At 64.5% G+C, this 17,631-nt stretch carries 18 protein-coding genes; 7 read left to right on the top strand and 11 right to left on the bottom strand.

Annotated elements, in window-relative coordinates; genetic code table 11:
* The 6 genes from AB843_RS04840 to AB843_RS04815 form a co-directional block, all read right to left on the bottom strand.
* Window positions 1–1,107 carry a hypothetical protein gene (locus tag AB843_RS04840; RefSeq protein ID WP_157384425.1) on the bottom strand — a complete coding sequence of 369 codons (1,107 nt, stop codon included), beginning with the start codon at window positions 1,105–1,107 and terminating at the stop codon, window positions 1–3.
* Window positions 1,108–1,111: 4 nt separating this feature from the next.
* On the bottom strand, window positions 1,112–1,885 hold the full coding sequence (locus AB843_RS04835; RefSeq protein ID WP_048645661.1) for an SDR family NAD(P)-dependent oxidoreductase: 774 nt from the start codon (window positions 1,883–1,885) through the stop codon (window positions 1,112–1,114).
* 2 nt (window positions 1,886–1,887) lie between these two features.
* Window positions 1,888–2,667: an enoyl-CoA hydratase/isomerase family protein gene (locus AB843_RS04830; RefSeq protein WP_087587035.1), complete on the bottom strand. Its 780-nt coding sequence runs from the start codon at window positions 2,665–2,667 to the stop codon at window positions 1,888–1,890.
* 2 nt (window positions 2,668–2,669) lie between these two features.
* The gene (locus AB843_RS04825; protein WP_048645660.1) at window positions 2,670–3,497 is read right to left on the bottom strand and encodes a carbohydrate ABC transporter permease; all 828 of its coding nucleotides are present in this window, start codon (window positions 3,495–3,497) and stop codon (window positions 2,670–2,672) included.
* Window positions 3,494–4,381, bottom strand: coding sequence for a carbohydrate ABC transporter permease (locus tag AB843_RS04820; RefSeq protein WP_048645659.1), 888 nt, complete (start codon window positions 4,379–4,381; stop codon window positions 3,494–3,496). The genes AB843_RS04825 and AB843_RS04820 overlap by 4 nt, the downstream gene beginning before the upstream one ends.
* A gap of 76 nt (window positions 4,382–4,457) precedes the next feature.
* Window positions 4,458–5,672 carry an ABC transporter substrate-binding protein gene (locus AB843_RS04815; protein ID WP_048645658.1) on the bottom strand — a complete coding sequence of 405 codons (1,215 nt, stop codon included), beginning with the start codon at window positions 5,670–5,672 and terminating at the stop codon, window positions 4,458–4,460.
* Between the two features lie 177 nt (window positions 5,673–5,849).
* Between AB843_RS04815 and AB843_RS04810 the strand changes: the two genes are divergently transcribed.
* Genes AB843_RS04810 through AB843_RS04790 form a run of 5 tightly spaced genes read left to right on the top strand, consistent with a single transcriptional unit; the run spans window position 5,850 to window position 10,644 of the window.
* The gene (locus tag AB843_RS04810) at window positions 5,850–6,839 is read left to right on the top strand and encodes a TRAP transporter substrate-binding protein (RefSeq protein ID WP_157384424.1); all 990 of its coding nucleotides are present in this window, start codon (window positions 5,850–5,852) and stop codon (window positions 6,837–6,839) included.
* A 40-nt stretch (window positions 6,840–6,879) separates the two neighbouring features.
* Window positions 6,880–7,374 (top strand): TRAP transporter small permease, encoded by a 495-nt coding sequence (locus tag AB843_RS04805; protein WP_157384423.1) that lies wholly within the window; start codon window positions 6,880–6,882, stop codon window positions 7,372–7,374.
* Window positions 7,371–8,642 (top strand): TRAP transporter large permease, encoded by a 1,272-nt coding sequence (locus AB843_RS04800; protein WP_048645655.1) that lies wholly within the window; start codon window positions 7,371–7,373, stop codon window positions 8,640–8,642. Before AB843_RS04805 ends, AB843_RS04800 begins: the two co-directional genes overlap by 4 nt.
* Before the next feature lie 2 nt (window positions 8,643–8,644).
* On the top strand, window positions 8,645–9,442 hold the full coding sequence (locus AB843_RS04795) for an IclR family transcriptional regulator (RefSeq protein WP_048645654.1): 798 nt from the start codon (window positions 8,645–8,647) through the stop codon (window positions 9,440–9,442).
* A complete protein-coding gene (locus tag AB843_RS04790; protein ID WP_048645653.1) occupies window positions 9,439–10,644 on the top strand; it encodes an ABC transporter substrate-binding protein in 1,206 nt (401 codons plus the stop codon). The genes AB843_RS04795 and AB843_RS04790 overlap by 4 nt, the downstream gene beginning before the upstream one ends.
* Window positions 10,645–10,912: 268 nt before the next feature.
* On the opposite strand, the gene AB843_RS04785 is transcribed toward AB843_RS04790, so the two are convergent.
* From AB843_RS04785 to AB843_RS04770, 4 genes are all read right to left on the bottom strand, one after another.
* Window positions 10,913–11,719: an ABC transporter permease gene (locus tag AB843_RS04785; RefSeq protein WP_048645652.1), complete on the bottom strand. Its 807-nt coding sequence runs from the start codon at window positions 11,717–11,719 to the stop codon at window positions 10,913–10,915.
* Window positions 11,716–12,597, bottom strand: a complete 882-nt coding sequence (locus tag AB843_RS04780) for an ABC transporter permease (RefSeq protein ID WP_048645651.1) — start codon at window positions 12,595–12,597, stop codon at window positions 11,716–11,718. Before AB843_RS04780 ends, AB843_RS04785 begins: the two co-directional genes overlap by 4 nt.
* Window positions 12,590–13,657 (bottom strand): ABC transporter ATP-binding protein, encoded by a 1,068-nt coding sequence (locus AB843_RS04775; protein WP_048645650.1) that lies wholly within the window; start codon window positions 13,655–13,657, stop codon window positions 12,590–12,592. The genes AB843_RS04780 and AB843_RS04775 overlap by 8 nt, the downstream gene beginning before the upstream one ends.
* Before the next feature lie 224 nt (window positions 13,658–13,881).
* On the bottom strand, window positions 13,882–15,006 hold the full coding sequence (locus tag AB843_RS04770) for an extracellular solute-binding protein (protein WP_048645649.1): 1,125 nt from the start codon (window positions 15,004–15,006) through the stop codon (window positions 13,882–13,884).
* Between the two features lie 139 nt (window positions 15,007–15,145).
* On the opposite strand from AB843_RS04770, the gene AB843_RS04765 reads away from it, so the two are divergent.
* Complete coding sequence (locus tag AB843_RS04765; RefSeq protein WP_048645648.1) at window positions 15,146–15,586, top strand: RbsD/FucU family protein; 441 nt, start codon at window positions 15,146–15,148, stop codon at window positions 15,584–15,586.
* A 6-nt stretch (window positions 15,587–15,592) separates the two neighbouring features.
* On the opposite strand, the gene AB843_RS04760 is transcribed toward AB843_RS04765, so the two are convergent.
* Window positions 15,593–16,333 (bottom strand): GntR family transcriptional regulator, encoded by a 741-nt coding sequence (locus tag AB843_RS04760; RefSeq protein WP_048645823.1) that lies wholly within the window; start codon window positions 16,331–16,333, stop codon window positions 15,593–15,595.
* 155 nt (window positions 16,334–16,488) lie between these two features.
* Between AB843_RS04760 and AB843_RS04755 the strand changes: the two genes are divergently transcribed.
* Complete coding sequence (locus AB843_RS04755) at window positions 16,489–17,610, top strand: cupin domain-containing protein (protein WP_048645647.1); 1,122 nt, start codon at window positions 16,489–16,491, stop codon at window positions 17,608–17,610.
* Window positions 17,611–17,631 lie beyond the last annotated feature (21 nt).

Raw genomic sequence — 17,631 nt, 5'->3', positions numbered from 1 at the left:
TCAAAACTCCCTGCTGAAGAAGCCCGGCGCGAAGTCGAGCGCCAGGGTTTCGCCGCCGCCTTCGGTGATGACCAGCCGGTCGTCCCGCAGCGCGATGGCGGCGATGCGCTGCCAGCCGCGCGGGCGCGGGACGGCGCCGATCACTTGGCGAACCACATGTTCTGCGTCCGGCCGCAACCGCAGGACGGTTGCCGCTCCCGCCTTGCCGATCGGCGTCTCGCCGAGGGCGGCGCGATGGCCGGCAGCACCCGCCGTGCAGCCATCTTCTATGCCGAGCACGCCGGTGTGGCGGCCGCCCCATGGCGCCCGGTCGCGCCCGCCATTGGAAAGCCAAAGCATGGTCACGGGCAGGGTATGGGGATCCTTGAGCACGAACAGCAGGTCGTCCTCCGCCGCGCGCAGCACCGCGGTCCAGCCGAACGCGGCGCCCGACCGCTCGACCAGCGTGACGAAATCCTCATGGCCGGTCTCGGCGGGATAGGCGTGCAGGTCGACCACGCCCCCTCCGGCCGCGGGAAACGCGGCGAGCTCGGCGCTCGCGGCCGGACAGGCGAGGCGGCTGCGGCCCTGTTCGAACGGCTTGTCCGGCGCGATGGCCACCTGCTTGGGGGAGAAATCGAGTCGCCCGCCCGCTGCCATATGCGTCATCACATGATGCGCGACGGTGAGGGCGCCTTCGCCGCCCATGATGCGATGCGTCTGGTAAAGGATGGGCGCCGTGCTGGACAGGCGCAGTTCCTTTTCGAGGCTGGCGCCGAAGATCTCCCGGTCAAGGCGGAGCCGCAACAGGCCGTCCGCGCGCTCGGCGAGCGACCAGTGGCTGTTGGCGCTCCAACCGTGGATCGGCGCGTCGCTCAGTTCGCTGTGGCCGAATGGGGCGCAGAAGAAGTCCCCGGCGAGCTTGCGCTCGATGGGAGCGATGGCCTCGTCCGCCTGAACGTCCGGGTCGTCCACCCAGTGGGCGGTGTGCAGCGGGCGGAGGTCCCGTCCGTCCGCGCGAAAGGTCAGGCCGCGAAGATTGCCGAGCGCCGGATCGATCGCTACCTGGCCGGCCGGCGTCTCCGCCGTCAGCCAATCCGTCACCACTCTTTGCGCAGGCTGGGTCACGACCCTACTCCCCTCGGATGGCGAGGCCGCCGTCCACGCGGACGATCTCACCGGTGATGAAGCTGGCGCGTGGGCCGGCGAGGAAGGCGACCGTCTCGGCAACCTCCTCCGGCTGCCCGAAACGGCCGATCGGATGCGCCTCATTCCACGACCGGCGCAGCGCCTCCGCGTCCTCGACCTCGGCGAAGATGCGTTCGTTCATCGGCGTCATGATCGTTCCGGGCGCTACGGCGTTGACCCGGATGCCGGCCGAAGCCAGATCGATTGCCGTTTGCCGAGTGAGGGCGTCGATGCCGCCCTTGGCGGCCGCATAGGCCGGCCACCCGGCGAAGCCGACGAGCGCCTGCACGGACGACATGTTGACGATGACGCCGCCGCCGCGCCGCCGCATCGACGGCACGCAGACCTTCATGCCGCGCCACACGCCGGTGAGATTGGTGTTGATCACCGATTGCCAGAGCGCCTCGTCGATCGCATCCACCACGCCGCTCAAGGCGCACGCCGCATTGTTGACCAGGATGTCGATGCCGCCGAAGCGCGCCTCGGCGGCCGCCGCCATGGCCTCCATCGACGCCATGCTGCCGACGTCGCATGCGATGGACACGGCCTTGCCACCGCCGCTGTCGATCGTCCTGGCCAGCCTTTCGCCGGCCTCCCCATCGATGTCGGCGATGACGACCTCGGCGCCGCGCACCGCAAGGGCCTCGATGCAGGCCTTGCCGATCCCCTGCGCGCCGCCGGTGACGATTGCGACCTTTCCGTCCAGTTCGCGCTCCATCCTCATTCTCCCCTGAACTGCGGATCACGCTTCTCCAGGAAGGCATCGATGCCTTCCTTGGCGTCGCGCGTGCCGTAGAGGCGGAAGAGCACTTCCTGCTCATAGCTCTTGGCGGCTTCCAGCGGCGCGTCGCCGCCTTCACGCAGCAACCGCTTCATCTCGGCCTGGGCGAGCGGCGCGATCTTCAGGCAGGCGCGGGCGCGTTTCAATACGGCCTCGCCCAGCGCTTCCTGCGGCACCACGTCGGCGGCGATGCCGAGCGCCTGCGCGCGTCGCGCGTCCATGCGCCAGCCGGCCAGCATCAAGTCGGAGGCCGCGTATTTGCCGACCGCCCGCAGGAGGCGCTGCGTTCCCCCGCCGCCCGGCGAAAGACCGAGCCGCCCCTCGGGAAGGCCGAGCTGGGCCGTCTCCGAACAGACGATGATGTCGCAGCAAAGGGCGATCTCGAAGCCCCCGCCGAGCGCGAACCCGTCGATGGCGCAGATCACCGGTTTCGCCAGCCGCTCGAGCTTGTCGAAGACGCGCCGGCTGTTCATCTGGTAGGCGATGAATTCCGCCGACCTGTCGCCCTGGTATTCGCCGATATCGGCGCCAGCGACGAACGCCTTGCCGCCCGCGCCGCGCAGGACGATGACGCGAATTTCAGGGGCTGCCGCGGCCGCGTCGAGCGCCGCTTCGAACGCATCCATGAGCGGCGTCGACAGGGCGTTGAGCTTGTCCGGGCGATTGAAGGTGATTTGCCGCACGCCCGGCAGCAGGTCGGAGATCTTGATCAATGACATGGCTATCCCTTTACCGCGCCGGCCGTGAGCCCGGCGACGAAGTATCGTTGCAAGAGGAAGAACACCGCGACCACCGGCACCGACACCATAACCGAGGATGCCATCAGTTCGCCGTAGCGGATGCCGTACTGGCCGATGAAATCGTTGAGGCCGACCGGCAGGGTGCGCATCGCCTTGCTGGAGGTGAAGGACAAGGCGAAGAGGAATTCCTGCCAGGTGACGATGAGCACGTAGACGGCGGTGGCGATGATGCCGGGGCGGGCCAGCGGCACGACGATCTCCCAGAACACGCGGATCGGACCGGCGCCGTCGATATTGGCCGCCTCCTCCAGGGAAACGGGCAGTTTCGCCAGGAAGCCATGCAGCATCCAGATGGCGACCGGCAGGGTCACCGAAACATAGGCGACGATCAGGCTCGTATAGGTGTTGAGCAGGTCGGCGGCCCGCATCATCTTGTAGATCGGGATGATGATCGCCGAATGCGGGAACATCTGCGCAAGGACGACGAGCGACATCAGCCCGGTGATCACAAGAAGCCGCGCGCGGCTGAAGGCGTAGGCGGCGAGAAGGCCGAGCGTCACCGTGATCGCCACCGTGGAAAGCGAGACGACGACGGAGTTCAGGAAATAATCGCGGAACTCGGGGCGGAACGCAGTCACGTAGTTGGCGAGCGTCGGCGCTTCGGGCCACAACCTGGCCGGGATGGCGAACGGTTCGGTGGTGGGCTTCAGGCTGACCGAGAGCATCCAGAAGAAGGGGATGAGCACGAAGGCGGCGACCGCCATCTGCAGCAGCGCTAGACCGAAGCGCGCGGGGAGCGAGCGTCTCATGCCGTGTGCCTGCGCGCCGCGTTTGCACGCTGGACGATGACGTAGAACGCCACCAGAACCGCGAGCACGAGAATGGAAAACACGCCATAGGCGGCGGCTTCGCCGAAACGGAACTGGCCGAAGCCGGTTTCGAAGATCCGCGTCGGGAAGATGTGGGTCGCGTTTTGCGGCCCGCCGCGCGTCAGCACCCAGACGAGGTCGAAATAGTTGAAGGTCAGGATCATCGTGAGGACCACGTTGACGGCCACCACGTCGCGAATGGCCGGCAGCGTCACGTCGATCAGCCGGCGCAGCGGCCCCGCTCCGTCGATTGTCGCGGCCTCGATCTGCTCCCTGTCGACGTTCTGCAGCGCCGCGAGATAGATCAGCATCGAAAAGGGAAAGCCCTTCCACACTGCAGCGAAGATGACGGCGGCCATCGCCGTGCGGCTTTCGGCGAGCCAGGCGACGTTGTCTTCCAGCAGACCGAGGCGGATGAGGATGGAATTGATGAGGCCGAGCTGCGGATCGTACATGAAGCGCCAGAGGATCGCCGTGACCACGCCAGGCAGAATCCAGGGCAGGAGCACGATGGCGCGCAGCAGACCCTGGGCCGGCAGGCCCTGGTTGAGCAGCAGCGCCACCAGGAAGCCGAGCACGTTCTGCAGGAGGACGACGCCGAGGGTCCAAACGACGGAGTTCCACAGGATTTCGGAAAATTCGCGGCTTGCCAGCACCTTCTCGTAGATGGCCCAGCCGGCGAATTGCGGGCGCGGGTTGATGAAGGAGGTCTGGTAGAAGCTCTCGATGACCGTGCCGACCATCGGATAGTACATGAACGCCGTCAGCAGGATCGCCGTCGGGGCTATCAGCAGCCAGAGCATCCATCGGTCTTGTGTCAGCATTTCAGAAAGCCGTATCCGTTCTCGTCCCATGCGCCGCCCGCGCCTTGTCCGGCGCAGGCGGCGGAGAGAAATCGCCTCAGTTCAGCGCGTCGATGGCTTCGCAGGCCGCATCCGCCGCGGCCTGGACCTCGGCACCCCCGTAGATCTCCTGGGCCAGGCGCAGTTCCGCATCCGCAAGCTCCAGATAGCGCGGCGACAGGGGACGCGGAGCGGCATTCTCCAGATGCGCCATGACGGTTGCCGGGTCCTTCCGGTTGGCTTCGAGAAACGCCTCTGCGGCTTTCTTGTTGGCCGGGATCAGATCGACGACGTCGCCGTTCACGTCCTCGCGCACCATGAACTCGATGAACTTCCAGGCCGCTTCCTTATGTTCGGAGGAGGCGAAGAGCGCCAGGTTCCAGCCGCCGAACGTGCCGACGGGCGCCTTGCCTTCCGGTGCCGTGCCGGCAATGAAGCCCCAGTCGAGCTTGCTCTTCTGCAGGGTCGGCTGTTCCAGTGCCGGCCAGAATTCGATCGCCAGGGAGCCGTTGAGGAAAAGCTCGCGCATGTCGCCGGAGGAGGCGTTGAGGATGCCTTTCGGCGCATAAGGCACGAGACCCTGCAGATAGGTGAGCGCCTCGACGGCCTCGGGCGCGTTGAGGGCGCAGGCGCCGGTTTCGTCGAGCACCCTGCCGCCATTGGAGAAGACGAAGCTGTTCATCACCACCACCGTGTCCTCGCCCTTGTGCCCGAACAGGCCGATGCCGAACTGCCCGTCGCGGGTCAGCGCCTCGCCTGCCGCCTTGAGGCCGGCGAAGGTCGTCAGTGATTGTGGATCGACGCTGGCGGATTCGAGCAGGGCTTTGTTGTAGAAGCTGAACTGCCAGACGTCGACATTGAAGGGAATGCCGTAAAGGCCGTCCTGGTAGACGGCGCTGTCCCAGGCGCCGGAGAAGAAATCGTCGCGCTTCGGCCCGGCTTTCCCGGTCATTTCCGACAGATCGTCAACGGCGCCGGCGGCCGCAAAGGCGCCCATCCATATCTGGTCGAGCGTGGCGATGTCGGGTGCGTTGCCGCCCTGCACCGCGGTCAGCAGGCGCTGCTGGTATTCGGGGTAGGGGATCGTCGTCACCTCGATGCGGACGTCCGGGTTCTCCTTCATGAAGCGGTCGACCGCTCCCTTCTGCAGGTCGGAGAGGCCGCTCTCGGTTTGCTGGTTGTCCCAGAACTGCAGTGTCACCGGTTCGGCCCGGGCTGCGGCAGTGGCCATGACGGCGCCGGCCAACGTTGCCGCGAAGATCGTTCTTGTCATCTTTACCTCCCAAAATCCTGACGACGAGCCGCCACTCCCATGGCGGCTCCCAATATGCGCCTCCTCCCGCTCCAGGCGGCCAAGCGCTCAGCCGTATTGCGGGGATTTCCCATCCGCAACATTGACTCGTATATAAAAATGCATTTTCATATGAAAAAATCAACCGGGAGGATTCTCATGCCCAAACTTGCCCTCGCACTCACTGTCTCAGGGGTGGTTCTTGCCGCCGCGGGCGCACAGGCGCAGACGACGATCCGCTTCGCGCACATGAACTCGCCGACGCATTTCGTGAACAGCGTCGGGACGGACATGGCGGAGAGGATCAGCGAGCGCACCGACGGCGCGGTGAAGGTTGAGATGTTTCCGTCCGGTCAGCTCGGCGAAAACGCCCAGATCACCGAGCAGATCGCTCTGGGGGGCGATCTGATCGGCCAGGTGGGGCCGGGGACGATCGCCAACTACGTTCCGGATTTCGGCATCATCGTCTACCCGTTCCTCTATCCCGATTTCGATGCTGCGCGGCGGCTTCTGGCAAGCGACCTCATCAAGGAGATCGAGGCCAAGGCGGAGGCCGAGCACAACATCAAGGTGCTGTGCTATTTCGCCTTCGGCATTCGCGATCTCTACACGCGCGACCGGCCCGTGCGCGTGCCCGGCGACATGGCGGGGCTGAAGATGCGCGTGCAGCCCGTCACGATCTACACGGAAATGGTCAAGCAGGTCTTCGGCGCCGCTCCCACCCCGATGCCGTGGCCGGAAGTCTACAGCGCCCTGGCGCAGGGCGTGATCGATGCCGGCGAGGCGCCGCCGGCCGCCATCCTCGACCAGAAGCACTATGAGCATGCCAAGTATCTCATCCGGACCAACCACATCCTCGATCTGTCGTCGGTCGTCATGAGTGCCAGCCTGTTCAACGGCTTGTCCGACGAGAACCAGGCGATCGTCCAGGAAGAGGCGGATGCTGCTTGCGACGCGATGAGCGAAACAGCGATTTCCGGTTACGAATCGCAAGTCGCCGAGCTCGCCGAAAAGGGCATGACCGTCATTTCCGATATCGACCGGGCCCAGTTCGTCGAGCGCGCCGCCGGCATCGCGGCGGCATTCCCCGAATGGTCCGAAGGGCTCTACGACAAGGCTCGTGCTGTCATCGACGGCGACCGGAAGTGATCGCCGGGACCGCCCTCGAGGTCGCCGGAGCTCCGTGCCGATGAACGCCGTCCGAGCTCTGGCGCGCGGTCTCGACCGCCTGGTCTTCGCCCTTTGCGCGATCCTCACCATAGCGATGGTGATCCTGGTGGTCGTCGCCGTCGGCATGCGCTATGTCGCCGGTGCACCGCTCGTCTATTCCTACGATCTCTCGACCCTGTTGTTCGCCTGGCTGGTCTTTCTGGGCCTGTCGCTCGCCGAGCGCGACCGGGCGCATCTGGCGGTCGATCTGATCGACGCGGCGCTGCCGGCGGGCGCGGCCAAGGCGCTGCGCGTTGCGCGCCAGCTGCTCCTGGTGGCGCTCTCCCTCTATCTCTGCTGGATCGGATGGAAGCTGGCGCAGCGCGCGGGTATGACGATCCCGTCGATGCGCATATCGATCCGCTGGCTTTATGCCAGCCTGCCCGTGGGCTTCCTGCTCCTGGGGCTCTCCCAGCTCTTCGGTATTTTCGCTGGCTCCTCCGCTCCCGAGCAACGGACGGAGGCGGGAGCATGATGCTTCTCGCCGCTGCGGCGCTCTTCGTGGTTCTGGTGATCCTGGGCATCCCGATCGCCATGGTCTTCCTCGCCATCGCTGGGTTCTGGATCGTCATGGAGCCGGCCGTCATGGATGTCGCGGTCGCCCAGCGGCTCGTGGCGGGCACCCAGAGTTTTCCGCTTCTGGCAATTCCGCTCTTCATCCTCGCCGGGGAGTTGATGAACACTTCGGGCATAACACGCCGCGTCATGACCTTCGCACTGCTCCTTACCCGGCGATTGACCGGCGGCCTGGCCAAGACCAACGTCATCCTGAGCACGCTGCTCTCCGGCATGTCGGGTTCGGCCAATGGTGACGCGGCAATGCAGTCGAAGATCCTGGTGCCGCAGATGACGGCGCGCGGCTATCCGAAGCCCTATTCGGCGGCATTGACTGCCTCCTCGGCGCTGATCGCGCCGCTGATTCCGCCGGGCATCAGCCTGATCCTGTTCGGCTTCGTCACCGACACGTCGATTGGCGCGCTGTTTGCCGGCGCAATCCTTCCAGGCCTCCTTCTCTCGGTCGTGTTGCTGTTGCTGGTTCATGTGACGGCGAAGCGGAACCGCTGGGACGGACCGGACAAAGCACCGCCGTTGCAAAGGCTGGGGCCAGCGTTTCTGGGCGCCCTGCCGGCGATCCTGATGCCGGTCTTGATCATCGTCGGCATCCGCGGAGGCATCTTCACGCCGTCGGAGGCGGGCGGGCTTGCCGTGGCGTATACGCTCGTCTTCATGCTCATCTACCGCGAGGCTTCGTTGTCCGGACTCCTCGCGGCGCTTCGCTCGACGATCTCCACCACGGCGGCCATCCTTCTGGTGTTGGCGGCGTCGGCTGCTTTCACCTGGGTGCTGACGTTTGAGCGGGTGCCGCAGGCGGTCGGAGAAGCACTGCTGGCGACCGCGTCCGACCCGCTCTCGATGATGCTGCTGATTTCCTGCATACTGCTGATCGCCGGAATGATCGTCGAGGGTACCGCACTGATTCTGGTCCTCGCGCCGATGTTCATGCCGGTTGCCACCAGCCTTGGCATCGATCCGGTGCAGTTCGGCATCGTCTTCGTGTTCATGATCCACCTCGGCGGCATCACGCCGCCGGTCGGCACGGTCATGTTCACCACTTGCGCCATCACCGGCGTGTCGGTGCCGTCTTTTGCGCGGGCAGTCGTCCCCTTTATCGCGGCATTTCTCTTCACCGCGGCGCTTCTTATCTTCATTCCATCATTATCGACTTGGCTTGCGAGGTTCTGACGTTGACCACCCGTCCCAAGACACAAAATCCGCCAAACGGCTCCTATCAGGCTCCAGCCGTCGAGAAGGCGATCGACATTCTCGAATATCTCGCCGAACGGCAGAATGGCGCGAGCATGACCGAGCTCTGCCGCGCGCTGGAGCGCTCCATGGGCGAACTCTACCGCGTCATGATCGCGCTGGAGCGCCGCCGCTTCGTCTACAAGTCAGCCGAGACAGACCGTTATTCCCTGTCGCTGCGCCTGTTCGAGCTGTCGCACAAAAATCCACCGATCGCTCAACTCGTTCGGGCGGCCCACCCGGTCATGGACGAACTGGCGCGGCGCAGCATGCAGTCCTGCCATTTGGCGATGGCGCAGGATATGCAGCTCTACGTGCTCGCATCGACGGACAGCCCGCTGCCAATGCACTACAGCGTCAAGGTGGGGGCGACGTTTCCGTTGCTCGAGACGAGCTCAGGCGTCGTCATTACGGCTTTTGCGGGCGACATTCGCATCGAGACCGTTTTGGGTGAAGAAGAGAAGGAACTGCGCCCTGGCTATCGGGAGCGCTTCGACCGCATTCGCCGGATTGGCTACGAAGTTTGGGACAGCAAGGTCGTTCGCGGCGTCACCAACCTGTCGGTTGCGATACGCGACCATTCAGGCATCGCCAAGGCGGCGCTTACCATTCCCTATCTGGAGCAGGCGGGTGCCATCCCCACCCGCAAGGATGCTTTGGTGCTGCTGGTCGATGCGGCCACCGCTTTGAGCCGGGATCTCGGCCACGGCGACGTGCTTGCAAGCGAGGCCGTGTCGTGAGCAAGCGTTCTCTCAAAGGCCTGGGTTGGGACCATCCGCGTGGTTTTGCCTGCCTCGAGGCGACCGCGCAGGCTTTCAACAAATTGCGGCCCGACATCGACATCAGCTGGGACGCGCGCAGCCTGCGCGATTTCGGCGAAGCGCCGATCGAGCCGCTGGCGCGGCAATACGATCTCATCATCATCGACCATCCTTTCTCGGGGCAAGCGCGGGCGAGCGGCTGCCTGGTGGATCTTTCGGCGCTGATGCCGGAAACGGTTGCTGCGGTGCAAGCCGATTCTGTCGGCTTGAGCGCACACTCCTATGCCTATGATGGCGGCGTCTGGGCCTTGCCGACCGACGCGGCGGCGCAGGTCGCTGCCTATCGCCCTGATCTCCTGCGGCATTATGGGCTCGATGTCCCCAGGACCCATGACGAAGTCTTGCGTCTGGCGCGCAGCCTGCGGAAAATGGGAGCCTGGATTGCCGTGCCATCCGGGCCGACGGATGCGATATGTCAGGTTCTGTCCTATGCCGCCAATCTGGGCGATCCGGTCGGCACCGTCGACGGCATCTTCACCTCTCGGGAGACGTTGCTGATGGTTCTCGACCTTCTCGATGAACTCACGCGCATGGCGCACCCCAGATCCACCAGCCAGAATCCGATTGCCGCTTATGAGGCGATGGCAGGCAGCGACGAGATTGCCTATGTGCCGCTTCTGTTCGGCTATTCAAACTATGCGCGCCAAGAAGGGCGTCCTGTTGTGCAGGCGGCGGATTTTGCCGGCCCCGGCAGCAATCCGGTGCGTGGGGCACTGCTTGGTGGGGCCGGTTGCGCGATATCGACCTGTTGTTCCGATCTCGAAGCCGCGCGAGATTATCTCGCATGGCTGCACGGCAGGGATGTGATGAGCGGACTTTATTTCGAAGCCGGCGGTCAGCCCGGAAGTCGCGCGGCATGGACTTCTGAGTCTGTGAATGCTCGCACCAATGGCTTTTTTGCCGATACCCTGGCCACGCTCGAAATGGCAAGTCTTCGGCCGCGGTTTTCCGGCTTTGTGAGCTTCATGGAAGCGGCGGGGCTGAAGATGAACGCCTATCTGAAAGGGGAATGCAGCCGGCAGAATATCCTCGACGGGCTCCTTGATGGGTATGCCGGGGCCTGGGATGGACAATTCATTGCCTATTCAATCAACGAATTGTCCACACAACGCTCAACCTGATGCAACCTGCCGGTGCCAGGTGAACTGTGCGCATAGAGACCCTATTTTCGGGCAAATCCGGAACGATCCACACCTGGCAGAGTCTACCAAAGGTGTTGCGAGCCCTGATTTGAACCTGCCTGCTCGTTCAGGCGCATCCCAATCCTATCGGTCAGCGGCCGATCGACGTTGCGCTTTCTGGAAGTAAGACGGAGCCCGAGGCCGAGAAACCCGCCATCGGTACTTCGGTTTGGTCTCGTCAGGCGCGGAACCGCGCCCGCCGGCTTTTTCAGCCGGTTCCGAGCCGGGCGGCGTTGCGTCGGCGCACGACCTCATAGGCGATGGCGCCGGCAATTGTGAGAGCGATCATGATCAGTGCCAGCGCGTTGACCGCCGGTGTCAGGCCGGTGCGCACCTTGGTGGCGATGTAGACCGTCAGCGGCGTGTCGAAGCCGCGCACGAACAGCGTCGTGTTGTAGTTCTCGATGGACTGCAGCACCGCCAGGAAGCCGGCAGCGATCAGCGCCGGCTTGAGGAAGGGCAGGAGCACGCGGCGGAAGACCATGAATTTCGACGCGCCGAGGCCGAGCGCCGCCTCCTCCTGCGTCGGGTCGAAGCGCTGCAGGCGGGCGGTGATCATCAGCATGACGTAGCAGATGATGAAGCTCGCCTGGGCGATGACGATCAGCACCACGCCGCCGCCGACGCCGAGCTGGCGCCACAGAACCAGCGTCGCAATGCCGATGACCACGCCCGGTGTCAGCAACGGCGAGACCATCACCGCGTAGAGGAAGCTGCGGGCGCGGGAATGCAGGCTGGTGAGGACCAGTGCCGCTGCCGTTCCGACCGGCAGAGCCACCGCCACGACGCAGACGGCGACGATGATCGACGTCCACAATGATTGCCACATGCCGCTGTCGGTCGACAGTTCCTGGAACCATTTCAGCGTCGTGCCCTGCCATGGCGTGACGGTCGGGAAGCGGCTGGTGTTGAACGTGGCGACGCCCATGATGGCGAGTGGCGCGAAAAGATAGAGGAAGAACGCCGCCATGTAGAAACCGAACAGGGCGCGGGCGATGCGGTCGGCGGCGCTCATTTCGCCACCTCCGTCAGGCTGACGCGGGCGAGCTTCAGCGTCACGAGCACGACCGCCAGGCACAGCACCAGCAGCACCAGCGCATAGGCCGCGCCCCGATTCCAGTCGCCGCCCTCGAAGAACCAGTTGTAGATGATCTCGGTGAACCAGCGGCTGCCCGGCGCGCCGAGCAGGGCGGGCGCCACGTAGCTGCCGGCCGCCAGCATGAAGGTGAAGACGCAGCCGGTGGCGATGCCGGCCTTGGCGTGCGGGATGACGACGCGCCAGTGGATGCGCCAGGTGGATGCGCCGAGGTCGCGCGCCGCCTCGATCTGCGACTTGTCGAGGGATTCGATGGAATTGTAGATCGGGAACAGCATGAACAGGATGTAGGCATAGGTCATGCCGGCGAGCACGCCGCCATCGCCATACCAGCGCACCGGCTCGTCGATGATGCCGAGCGACAGGAGGACGGCGTTGAGCGGACCCCGGAAGGCAAGCAGGATATACCAGGCCAGCGTGCGCAGCACCTCGTTGATCCAGAACGGGATGGTCAGCGCCAGAAGCACGATGGCCGCCTGGTTGGTCGTCGCATGCTGCGCCAGCCAGAAGGCGAGTGGATAGCAGACGAGGAAGGTGACCAGGGCAACCAGCGCGCTGGCCCAGATTGTCTTGAGGAAGATCGCCCGGTGCACGCCCTCATTGGCCAGGTAGAGGATGTTGTCGAGCGAATAGACGTCGTTCGCCCCGCCGATCTGCGATGGCGGCAGGTTTGGCCTCAGCGCATAGTCGATCATCATCACATTCGGTGCCAGCACCATGCCGGCAAGCCACACGGCGACCAAGGCCAGGAACAGCGTGCCGAGCCCACCGCCGAAACGCCTGTAGAGTTCAGCCATCGGGCAGCACCACGGCGTTGACGCTGTTGAAGCCGAAACGGGCGCGGGCGCCGATGGACGGCGCGGCCGCCAGGTCGGTGCTGGAGATCGAGGCGACCAGTTGCATGCCGTCGTCGGTGACGCCATGCGCCAGGGCGAATGCGCCCTCGAAGTCGACACGCTCGATTGTGGCGGCCAGCGCGTTGTCGGCGCTGTTGCCTGGCTTCAGCGCTTCCGGGCGGACATAGAGCGTGGCGCTGGCGCCGCTTTCAAGCCCGTCTCCGGCGCGGCCGGCAAGCGTGCCGTGGGCGCAGTCGACCGTAGCGATGCCGGCTTCTATGCCTTTCACCGTGCAGGCGACGGCATTGGTTTCACCGACGAAGCGCGCCACGAACGGTGTGGCCGGATTGTCGTAAAGATCGCGTGGCGCCCCCACCTGCTGCACCACGCCGGCGCTCATCACCGCGACGCGGTCAGACATGGCAAGCGCCTCCGACTGGTCATGCGTGATGTAGATGAAGGTGACGCCGGTGCGTTTCTGCAAGGCGCGTAGCTCGGCACGCATGTGCTGGCGCAGCTTCAGGTCGAGGGCCGACAGCGGCTCGTCAAGCAAAAGCACCTGCGGCTCGACGGCGAGCGCCCGGGCGATCGCCACGCGCTGCCGCTGGCCGCCGGAAAGCTCATCCGGCATACGTTCGCCAAAGCCTTCCAGGGCGATAAGCTTCAGCAACTCGTCAGCCTTGCGGCGGCGCTCTGCCTTGGCGATGCCGCGCGCTTCCAGTCCGAAGGCGATGTTCTCCCACACCGGCATCAGCGGAAACAGCGCCAGGGACTGGAAGATCATGGCAGTCGGCCGCTGGTTGGGACCGAGCGCCGCCATATCCTTGCCGCCGATCAGGATCCGGCCTTCGGTCGGCTGCAGGAAACCGGCGATGACGCGCAAGAGCGTGGTCTTGCCGCAGCCGGAGGGACCGAGGATGGAAAAGAACTCCCCGCCCTCGACGGTGAACGAGACGTCGCTGACGGCGCGGGTTGCGCCGAACGTCACGCCGACCTGATGCAGCTCTACGGAATGTGACATGGTCCCCCGGGTTTATGGTGCGTGCGGGTCTTGTTGTTGTTGGCCGCCCGCGTCCGTGACGGAATTGCGCCGAGATCGCCCCTCATCCTTACCCTCTCCCCGTGAACGGGGAGAGGGGGTCACCCACGTTGCAGCTACCCTCCTTCTCCCCGCACGCGGGGAGAAGGTGCCGGCAGGCGGATGAGGGGCGGGCGCTCGCGCCAGTCACCTTGCTCCCGCCGGCCTCAGGCCGACAGGAAGCGGTCCTGGTACTCATTGCGCTTGGCGACGAACCAGCTTTCCTGGATCGGCCACCACCACAATTTATCCAGCGCGTCGTCCGGGTAGGCGGCGGCGAAGAAGGCCTTTGCCTGGTCCGAGGTCATCTCGGCGGCGCCGACGGCGGTCGAGTTGATCGAGGTGGCGTCGGTATACATGGCGCCGGCTTCCGGCGTCAGGAACCAGTTGATGAAGGCGTAAGCCTGATCGAGGTTCTCAGCGCCCTTGGGGATCGCCACGCCTTCCATCCAGGCAAGCGCGCCTTCCTTCGGCGCGATGAAGCTGATGGGCAGGCCTTCCTTGCCGAGCGCGGCGGCGGTCGAATCCCAGGTCTGGCCGATGGCGCAGCCATTGACGCGGAAGGCGCCCTGCGCCTCGTTCTCGTTGGACCAGAACTGGGCGATGTTGCCCTTGCGGGCGGTCGCCTCGGCCAGGATCGCGTCGTAGATCTTGACCATGCTCTCTTCCGACTTGAAGGCGTCGGTCATCGGCATGGGCAATTTGCCTTCGGCTTCGAGCCACAGACCGAGGCCGACAAGGCCCGAATGGCCGCGCACGGTGGCCTTGGCATCCATCTCGGGTTTCCAGATGTCGCCATAGGAGGCCGTGCCGTATTCGAGCGGCGCCTGGTCCTTGTCGAAGGAGATGGCTTCCGTGCCCCAGTCGGTCGGCACCTGGTAGCGCTTGCCGTCGATCACGGCGCCGAGGTTCTCGGAATTCTTCCAGGCGCTTGGCAGGCACTTGTCGACATTCACCTTCGTCTCGTCGATCGGCTGCACCAGCTCGAACTCGACATAGTTGGGCACACGGTCGACCGTCGGCCAGATAATGTCGAAGCCGCCGCCATTGTTGGCGCGCAACTGGTTCAGCAGTTCGTCATTGGTGCCGTAGGGCGTGTACTTGGCCTTGATGCCCGTGGCCTTTTCGAAGGCCGCCAGCATGTCATCGTTGATGTAGCCCGCCCAGGCGAAGATGTTGACCGCACCGGACGACCCCTGCGCGTAGGAGCGGGAGATGAAGGGGGCGGCAAGCGAAAAGCCCGCGACGGACGCCGCGCCCTTGATAAAGTTACGCCGTTTGATCAGTGTCATGAAAAGCACTCCCATTGTTCCGTTGCGTTGGTGATCGCAGCGGTTATTCCCGCTATGTTACAACGCGATGAACCTGCGGCAACAAAAAAAGCGCCAATTGAATCCAATGCGCGCGTGCCGGCCAAACGGGAGGAAATGCATGCTGCGCGGCCTGGACCCGATCCTGTCCCCCGAACTCTTGTACACTTTGCGGGCGATGGGCCATGGCGACGAGATCGTCATCGCCGACGCCAACTTCCCGGGCGAATCGAGCGCCCGGACATTGATCCGCCTCGACGGCATCGAGGCGGCACGTGTGCTGGCGGCGGTGCTCAGCGTCATGCCGCTCGACAGTTTCGTCGACGATCCGGCAATCAGCATGCAGATGGTCGACGATCCCGAGGGCGTTCCGCCCGTGATAGAGGCGTTCCAGAAGGTGATCGATGAGGTGGCCGACCATCCGGCGCGGATACGCCCGCTGGAGCGTTTCGCCTTCTATGACCGGGCGCGCGAGGCATTCGCCGTCATCCAGACCGGCGAGCGGCGCTTTTACGGCAACGTCATCCTGAAGAAGGGCGTTTTGCCGCCAGATGGTGGCTGACCCGTTTTACAGGGCTGGCGCCTTTGGCCGGTGCGCGACATTTGCTTCGCTCTCCGGCGCATAGCGGGCCGAAAGCGTCTCGCCGGTGCGGCGGTAATGGGCGGTCAAAAGGGCGACGGTCCGGTCTGCATCGCGGGCAATCGCCGCTTCCATGATGTCCTGGTGCTCGCGCGACACGTCACGCGAGGAGGCGGCCATCGACCCGCCGAGAACGGGAAAGCGGTAGCGTTCCGTCTCCACATAGAGCTTTTGCGAGAAGTCGAGCAGCCAGTTCGAGCGGCAGGCGCTGATCAGGGCGTGATGGAAGCGGTGATGCCGCTCCTCGAGCGCCTTGATCTCTTCCTTCGGCGGCTGTTCCGTAAGGTCCTGCAAACGCTTCGCCTTGATGGCAAGCGCGTGGAAAGTGGAGATGATCTCGGTTTCCCATTCGTCGTCGCCATATTCGATGGCGCGCCGCAGGGCCTCGGCCTCGATGTGGATGCGCGTCTCCACCGCATCCCACATTTCGCTCAGCGACAATGGCGCGACGGTGAAGCCACGCAGCGCCACGGTGGTCACCAGCCGCTCGCTGTGCAGCCGGTTCAACGCCTCGCGCAGCGGCGAATAGCCGAGCCCGTAGCGCTGTTTGAGATTGTCCAGCCTCAGCGGGCTGCCCGCCTCAAGCGTGCCGCTGACAATGTCCCAGCGCAGCTTCTGATAGGCTTCCTCGGTGAGCGTCGTTTCCCGCACGCCTTTTCTTTCCGACACGTCCGCGATCCTGTTTGCGATTCCATCCCCAAAGTTCGACGAGAGCATAGCACGCCGATGCGTGCAACCAACGAAAAAAACAGAATTTGCGAAAATCTGTATTTACAACGAAAATCACGCTGTTATCCTCTGGCCAACGAACAGAGGAGGTGAGCATGTCGTCAGGCAGGGAGAATTACCGCGAGGACGTGGTCGGGCGCGCCAATGTCGAGGACACGCCTGAACTCCTGGCCTATTACGACGAGCTGGAGGCGCTGGAAGCCGGCGCGCTATGGACCGTCGCCAACAAGATCGAGCCGTGGGAGCCGCAATCGTCTTCCGTGCCGATGATCTGGCGCTACCGCGACCTGCGCGAACATGTGCTGCGATCGGTCAAGCTGGTGACGCCGGAAAAGGCCGGTCGCCGCGTGATCTACCTCAACAATCCGGGCCGGCGCGATGTCGCAGCCGCCGTCGGCTGGCTCTATTCCGGCCTGCAGGTGATGCATCCGGGCGAGGCGGCTTCCGCGCACCGCCATTCCGCCTCGGCCCTGCGCTTCATCATGGAGGGCGCCGGCGCCTACACCATCGTCGACGGCCACAAGATGACGCTCAACGCCAACGACTTCGTGCTGACGCCGAACGGCACCTGGCACGAACATGGTGTCGAGGCTTCGGGCAGCCCCTGCATCTGGCAGGACGGGCTCGACATTCCGCTGGTCAACACGCTGGAAGCCAATTTCTACGAGGTGCATCCGGATCTCAGCCAGGCCGTTGGCCATCCGGTCGACGACATGACCAAGACCTGGGGCAATCCCGGCCTGACGCCGGGCGGCGGGGCCTGGGACAAGGGTTATTCGCCGCTCTACAAATATGAATGGACGCGCACCTACGAGGCGCTGTCGCGCTACGCCGAGGCCACCGACGGCTCACCCCATGACGGTGTGCTGATGGAGTACATCAACCCGGTCACGTCCGGCCCGGTGATGCAGACCATCGGCGCCAGCATGCAGATGCTGCGGCCCGGCGAGAAGACCACAGCGCACCGCCACACCGGCAGCTATCTCTACCAGGTCGCCAAGGGCAAGGGCTATTCCGTCATCGGCGGCAAACGCTTCGACTGGCAGGAGCGCGACATCTTCTGCGTGCCCTCATGGGCTTGGCATGAGCATGCCAATCTGTCCGACGGCGATGACGCCTGCCTGTTCTGCTTCAACGATCTGCCGGTGATGCGCGCGCTCGGCCTCTACCGGGAAGAAGCCTTCGCCGACAATGGCGGGCACCAGCCACAAGACTGACATCAATTACACTGGCAAGGA

Origin of the sequence: Nitratireductor soli, from assembly GCF_001050155.1 — a bacterium.
In the GTDB taxonomy this organism is placed as follows: Bacteria; Pseudomonadota; Alphaproteobacteria; order Rhizobiales; family Rhizobiaceae; genus Nitratireductor; species Nitratireductor soli.
This window is presented reverse-complemented; position numbering and strand designations above follow the sequence as displayed.

What these genes read in the sequence shown, in the direction of transcription:
- AB843_RS04835 (WP_048645661.1), bottom strand. Translation starts at nt 1,885, where the DNA reads ATGGAGCGCGAACTGGACGGAAAGGTCGCAATCGTCACCGGCGGCGCG.
- AB843_RS04830 (WP_087587035.1), bottom strand. Translation starts at nt 2,667, where the DNA reads ATGTCATTGATCAAGATCTCCGACCTGCTGCCGGGCGTGCGGCAAATC.
- AB843_RS04825 (WP_048645660.1), bottom strand. Translation starts at nt 3,497, where the DNA reads ATGAGACGCTCGCTCCCCGCGCGCTTCGGTCTAGCGCTGCTGCAGATG.
- AB843_RS04820 (WP_048645659.1), bottom strand. Translation starts at nt 4,381, where the DNA reads ATGCTGACACAAGACCGATGGATGCTCTGGCTGCTGATAGCCCCGACG.
- AB843_RS04815 (WP_048645658.1), bottom strand. Translation starts at nt 5,672, where the DNA reads ATGACAAGAACGATCTTCGCGGCAACGTTGGCCGGCGCCGTCATGGCC.
- AB843_RS04810 (WP_157384424.1), top strand. Translation starts at nt 5,850, where the DNA reads ATGCCCAAACTTGCCCTCGCACTCACTGTCTCAGGGGTGGTTCTTGCC.
- AB843_RS04805 (WP_157384423.1), top strand. Translation starts at nt 6,880, where the DNA reads ATGAACGCCGTCCGAGCTCTGGCGCGCGGTCTCGACCGCCTGGTCTTC.
- AB843_RS04800 (WP_048645655.1), top strand. Translation starts at nt 7,371, where the DNA reads ATGATGCTTCTCGCCGCTGCGGCGCTCTTCGTGGTTCTGGTGATCCTG.
- AB843_RS04785 (WP_048645652.1), bottom strand. Translation starts at nt 11,719, where the DNA reads ATGAGCGCCGCCGACCGCATCGCCCGCGCCCTGTTCGGTTTCTACATG.
- AB843_RS04780 (WP_048645651.1), bottom strand. Translation starts at nt 12,597, where the DNA reads ATGGCTGAACTCTACAGGCGTTTCGGCGGTGGGCTCGGCACGCTGTTC.
- AB843_RS04775 (WP_048645650.1), bottom strand. Translation starts at nt 13,657, where the DNA reads ATGTCACATTCCGTAGAGCTGCATCAGGTCGGCGTGACGTTCGGCGCA.
- AB843_RS04770 (WP_048645649.1), bottom strand. Translation starts at nt 15,006, where the DNA reads ATGACACTGATCAAACGGCGTAACTTTATCAAGGGCGCGGCGTCCGTC.
- AB843_RS04765 (WP_048645648.1), top strand. Translation starts at nt 15,146, where the DNA reads ATGCTGCGCGGCCTGGACCCGATCCTGTCCCCCGAACTCTTGTACACT.
- AB843_RS04755 (WP_048645647.1), top strand. Translation starts at nt 16,489, where the DNA reads ATGTCGTCAGGCAGGGAGAATTACCGCGAGGACGTGGTCGGGCGCGCC.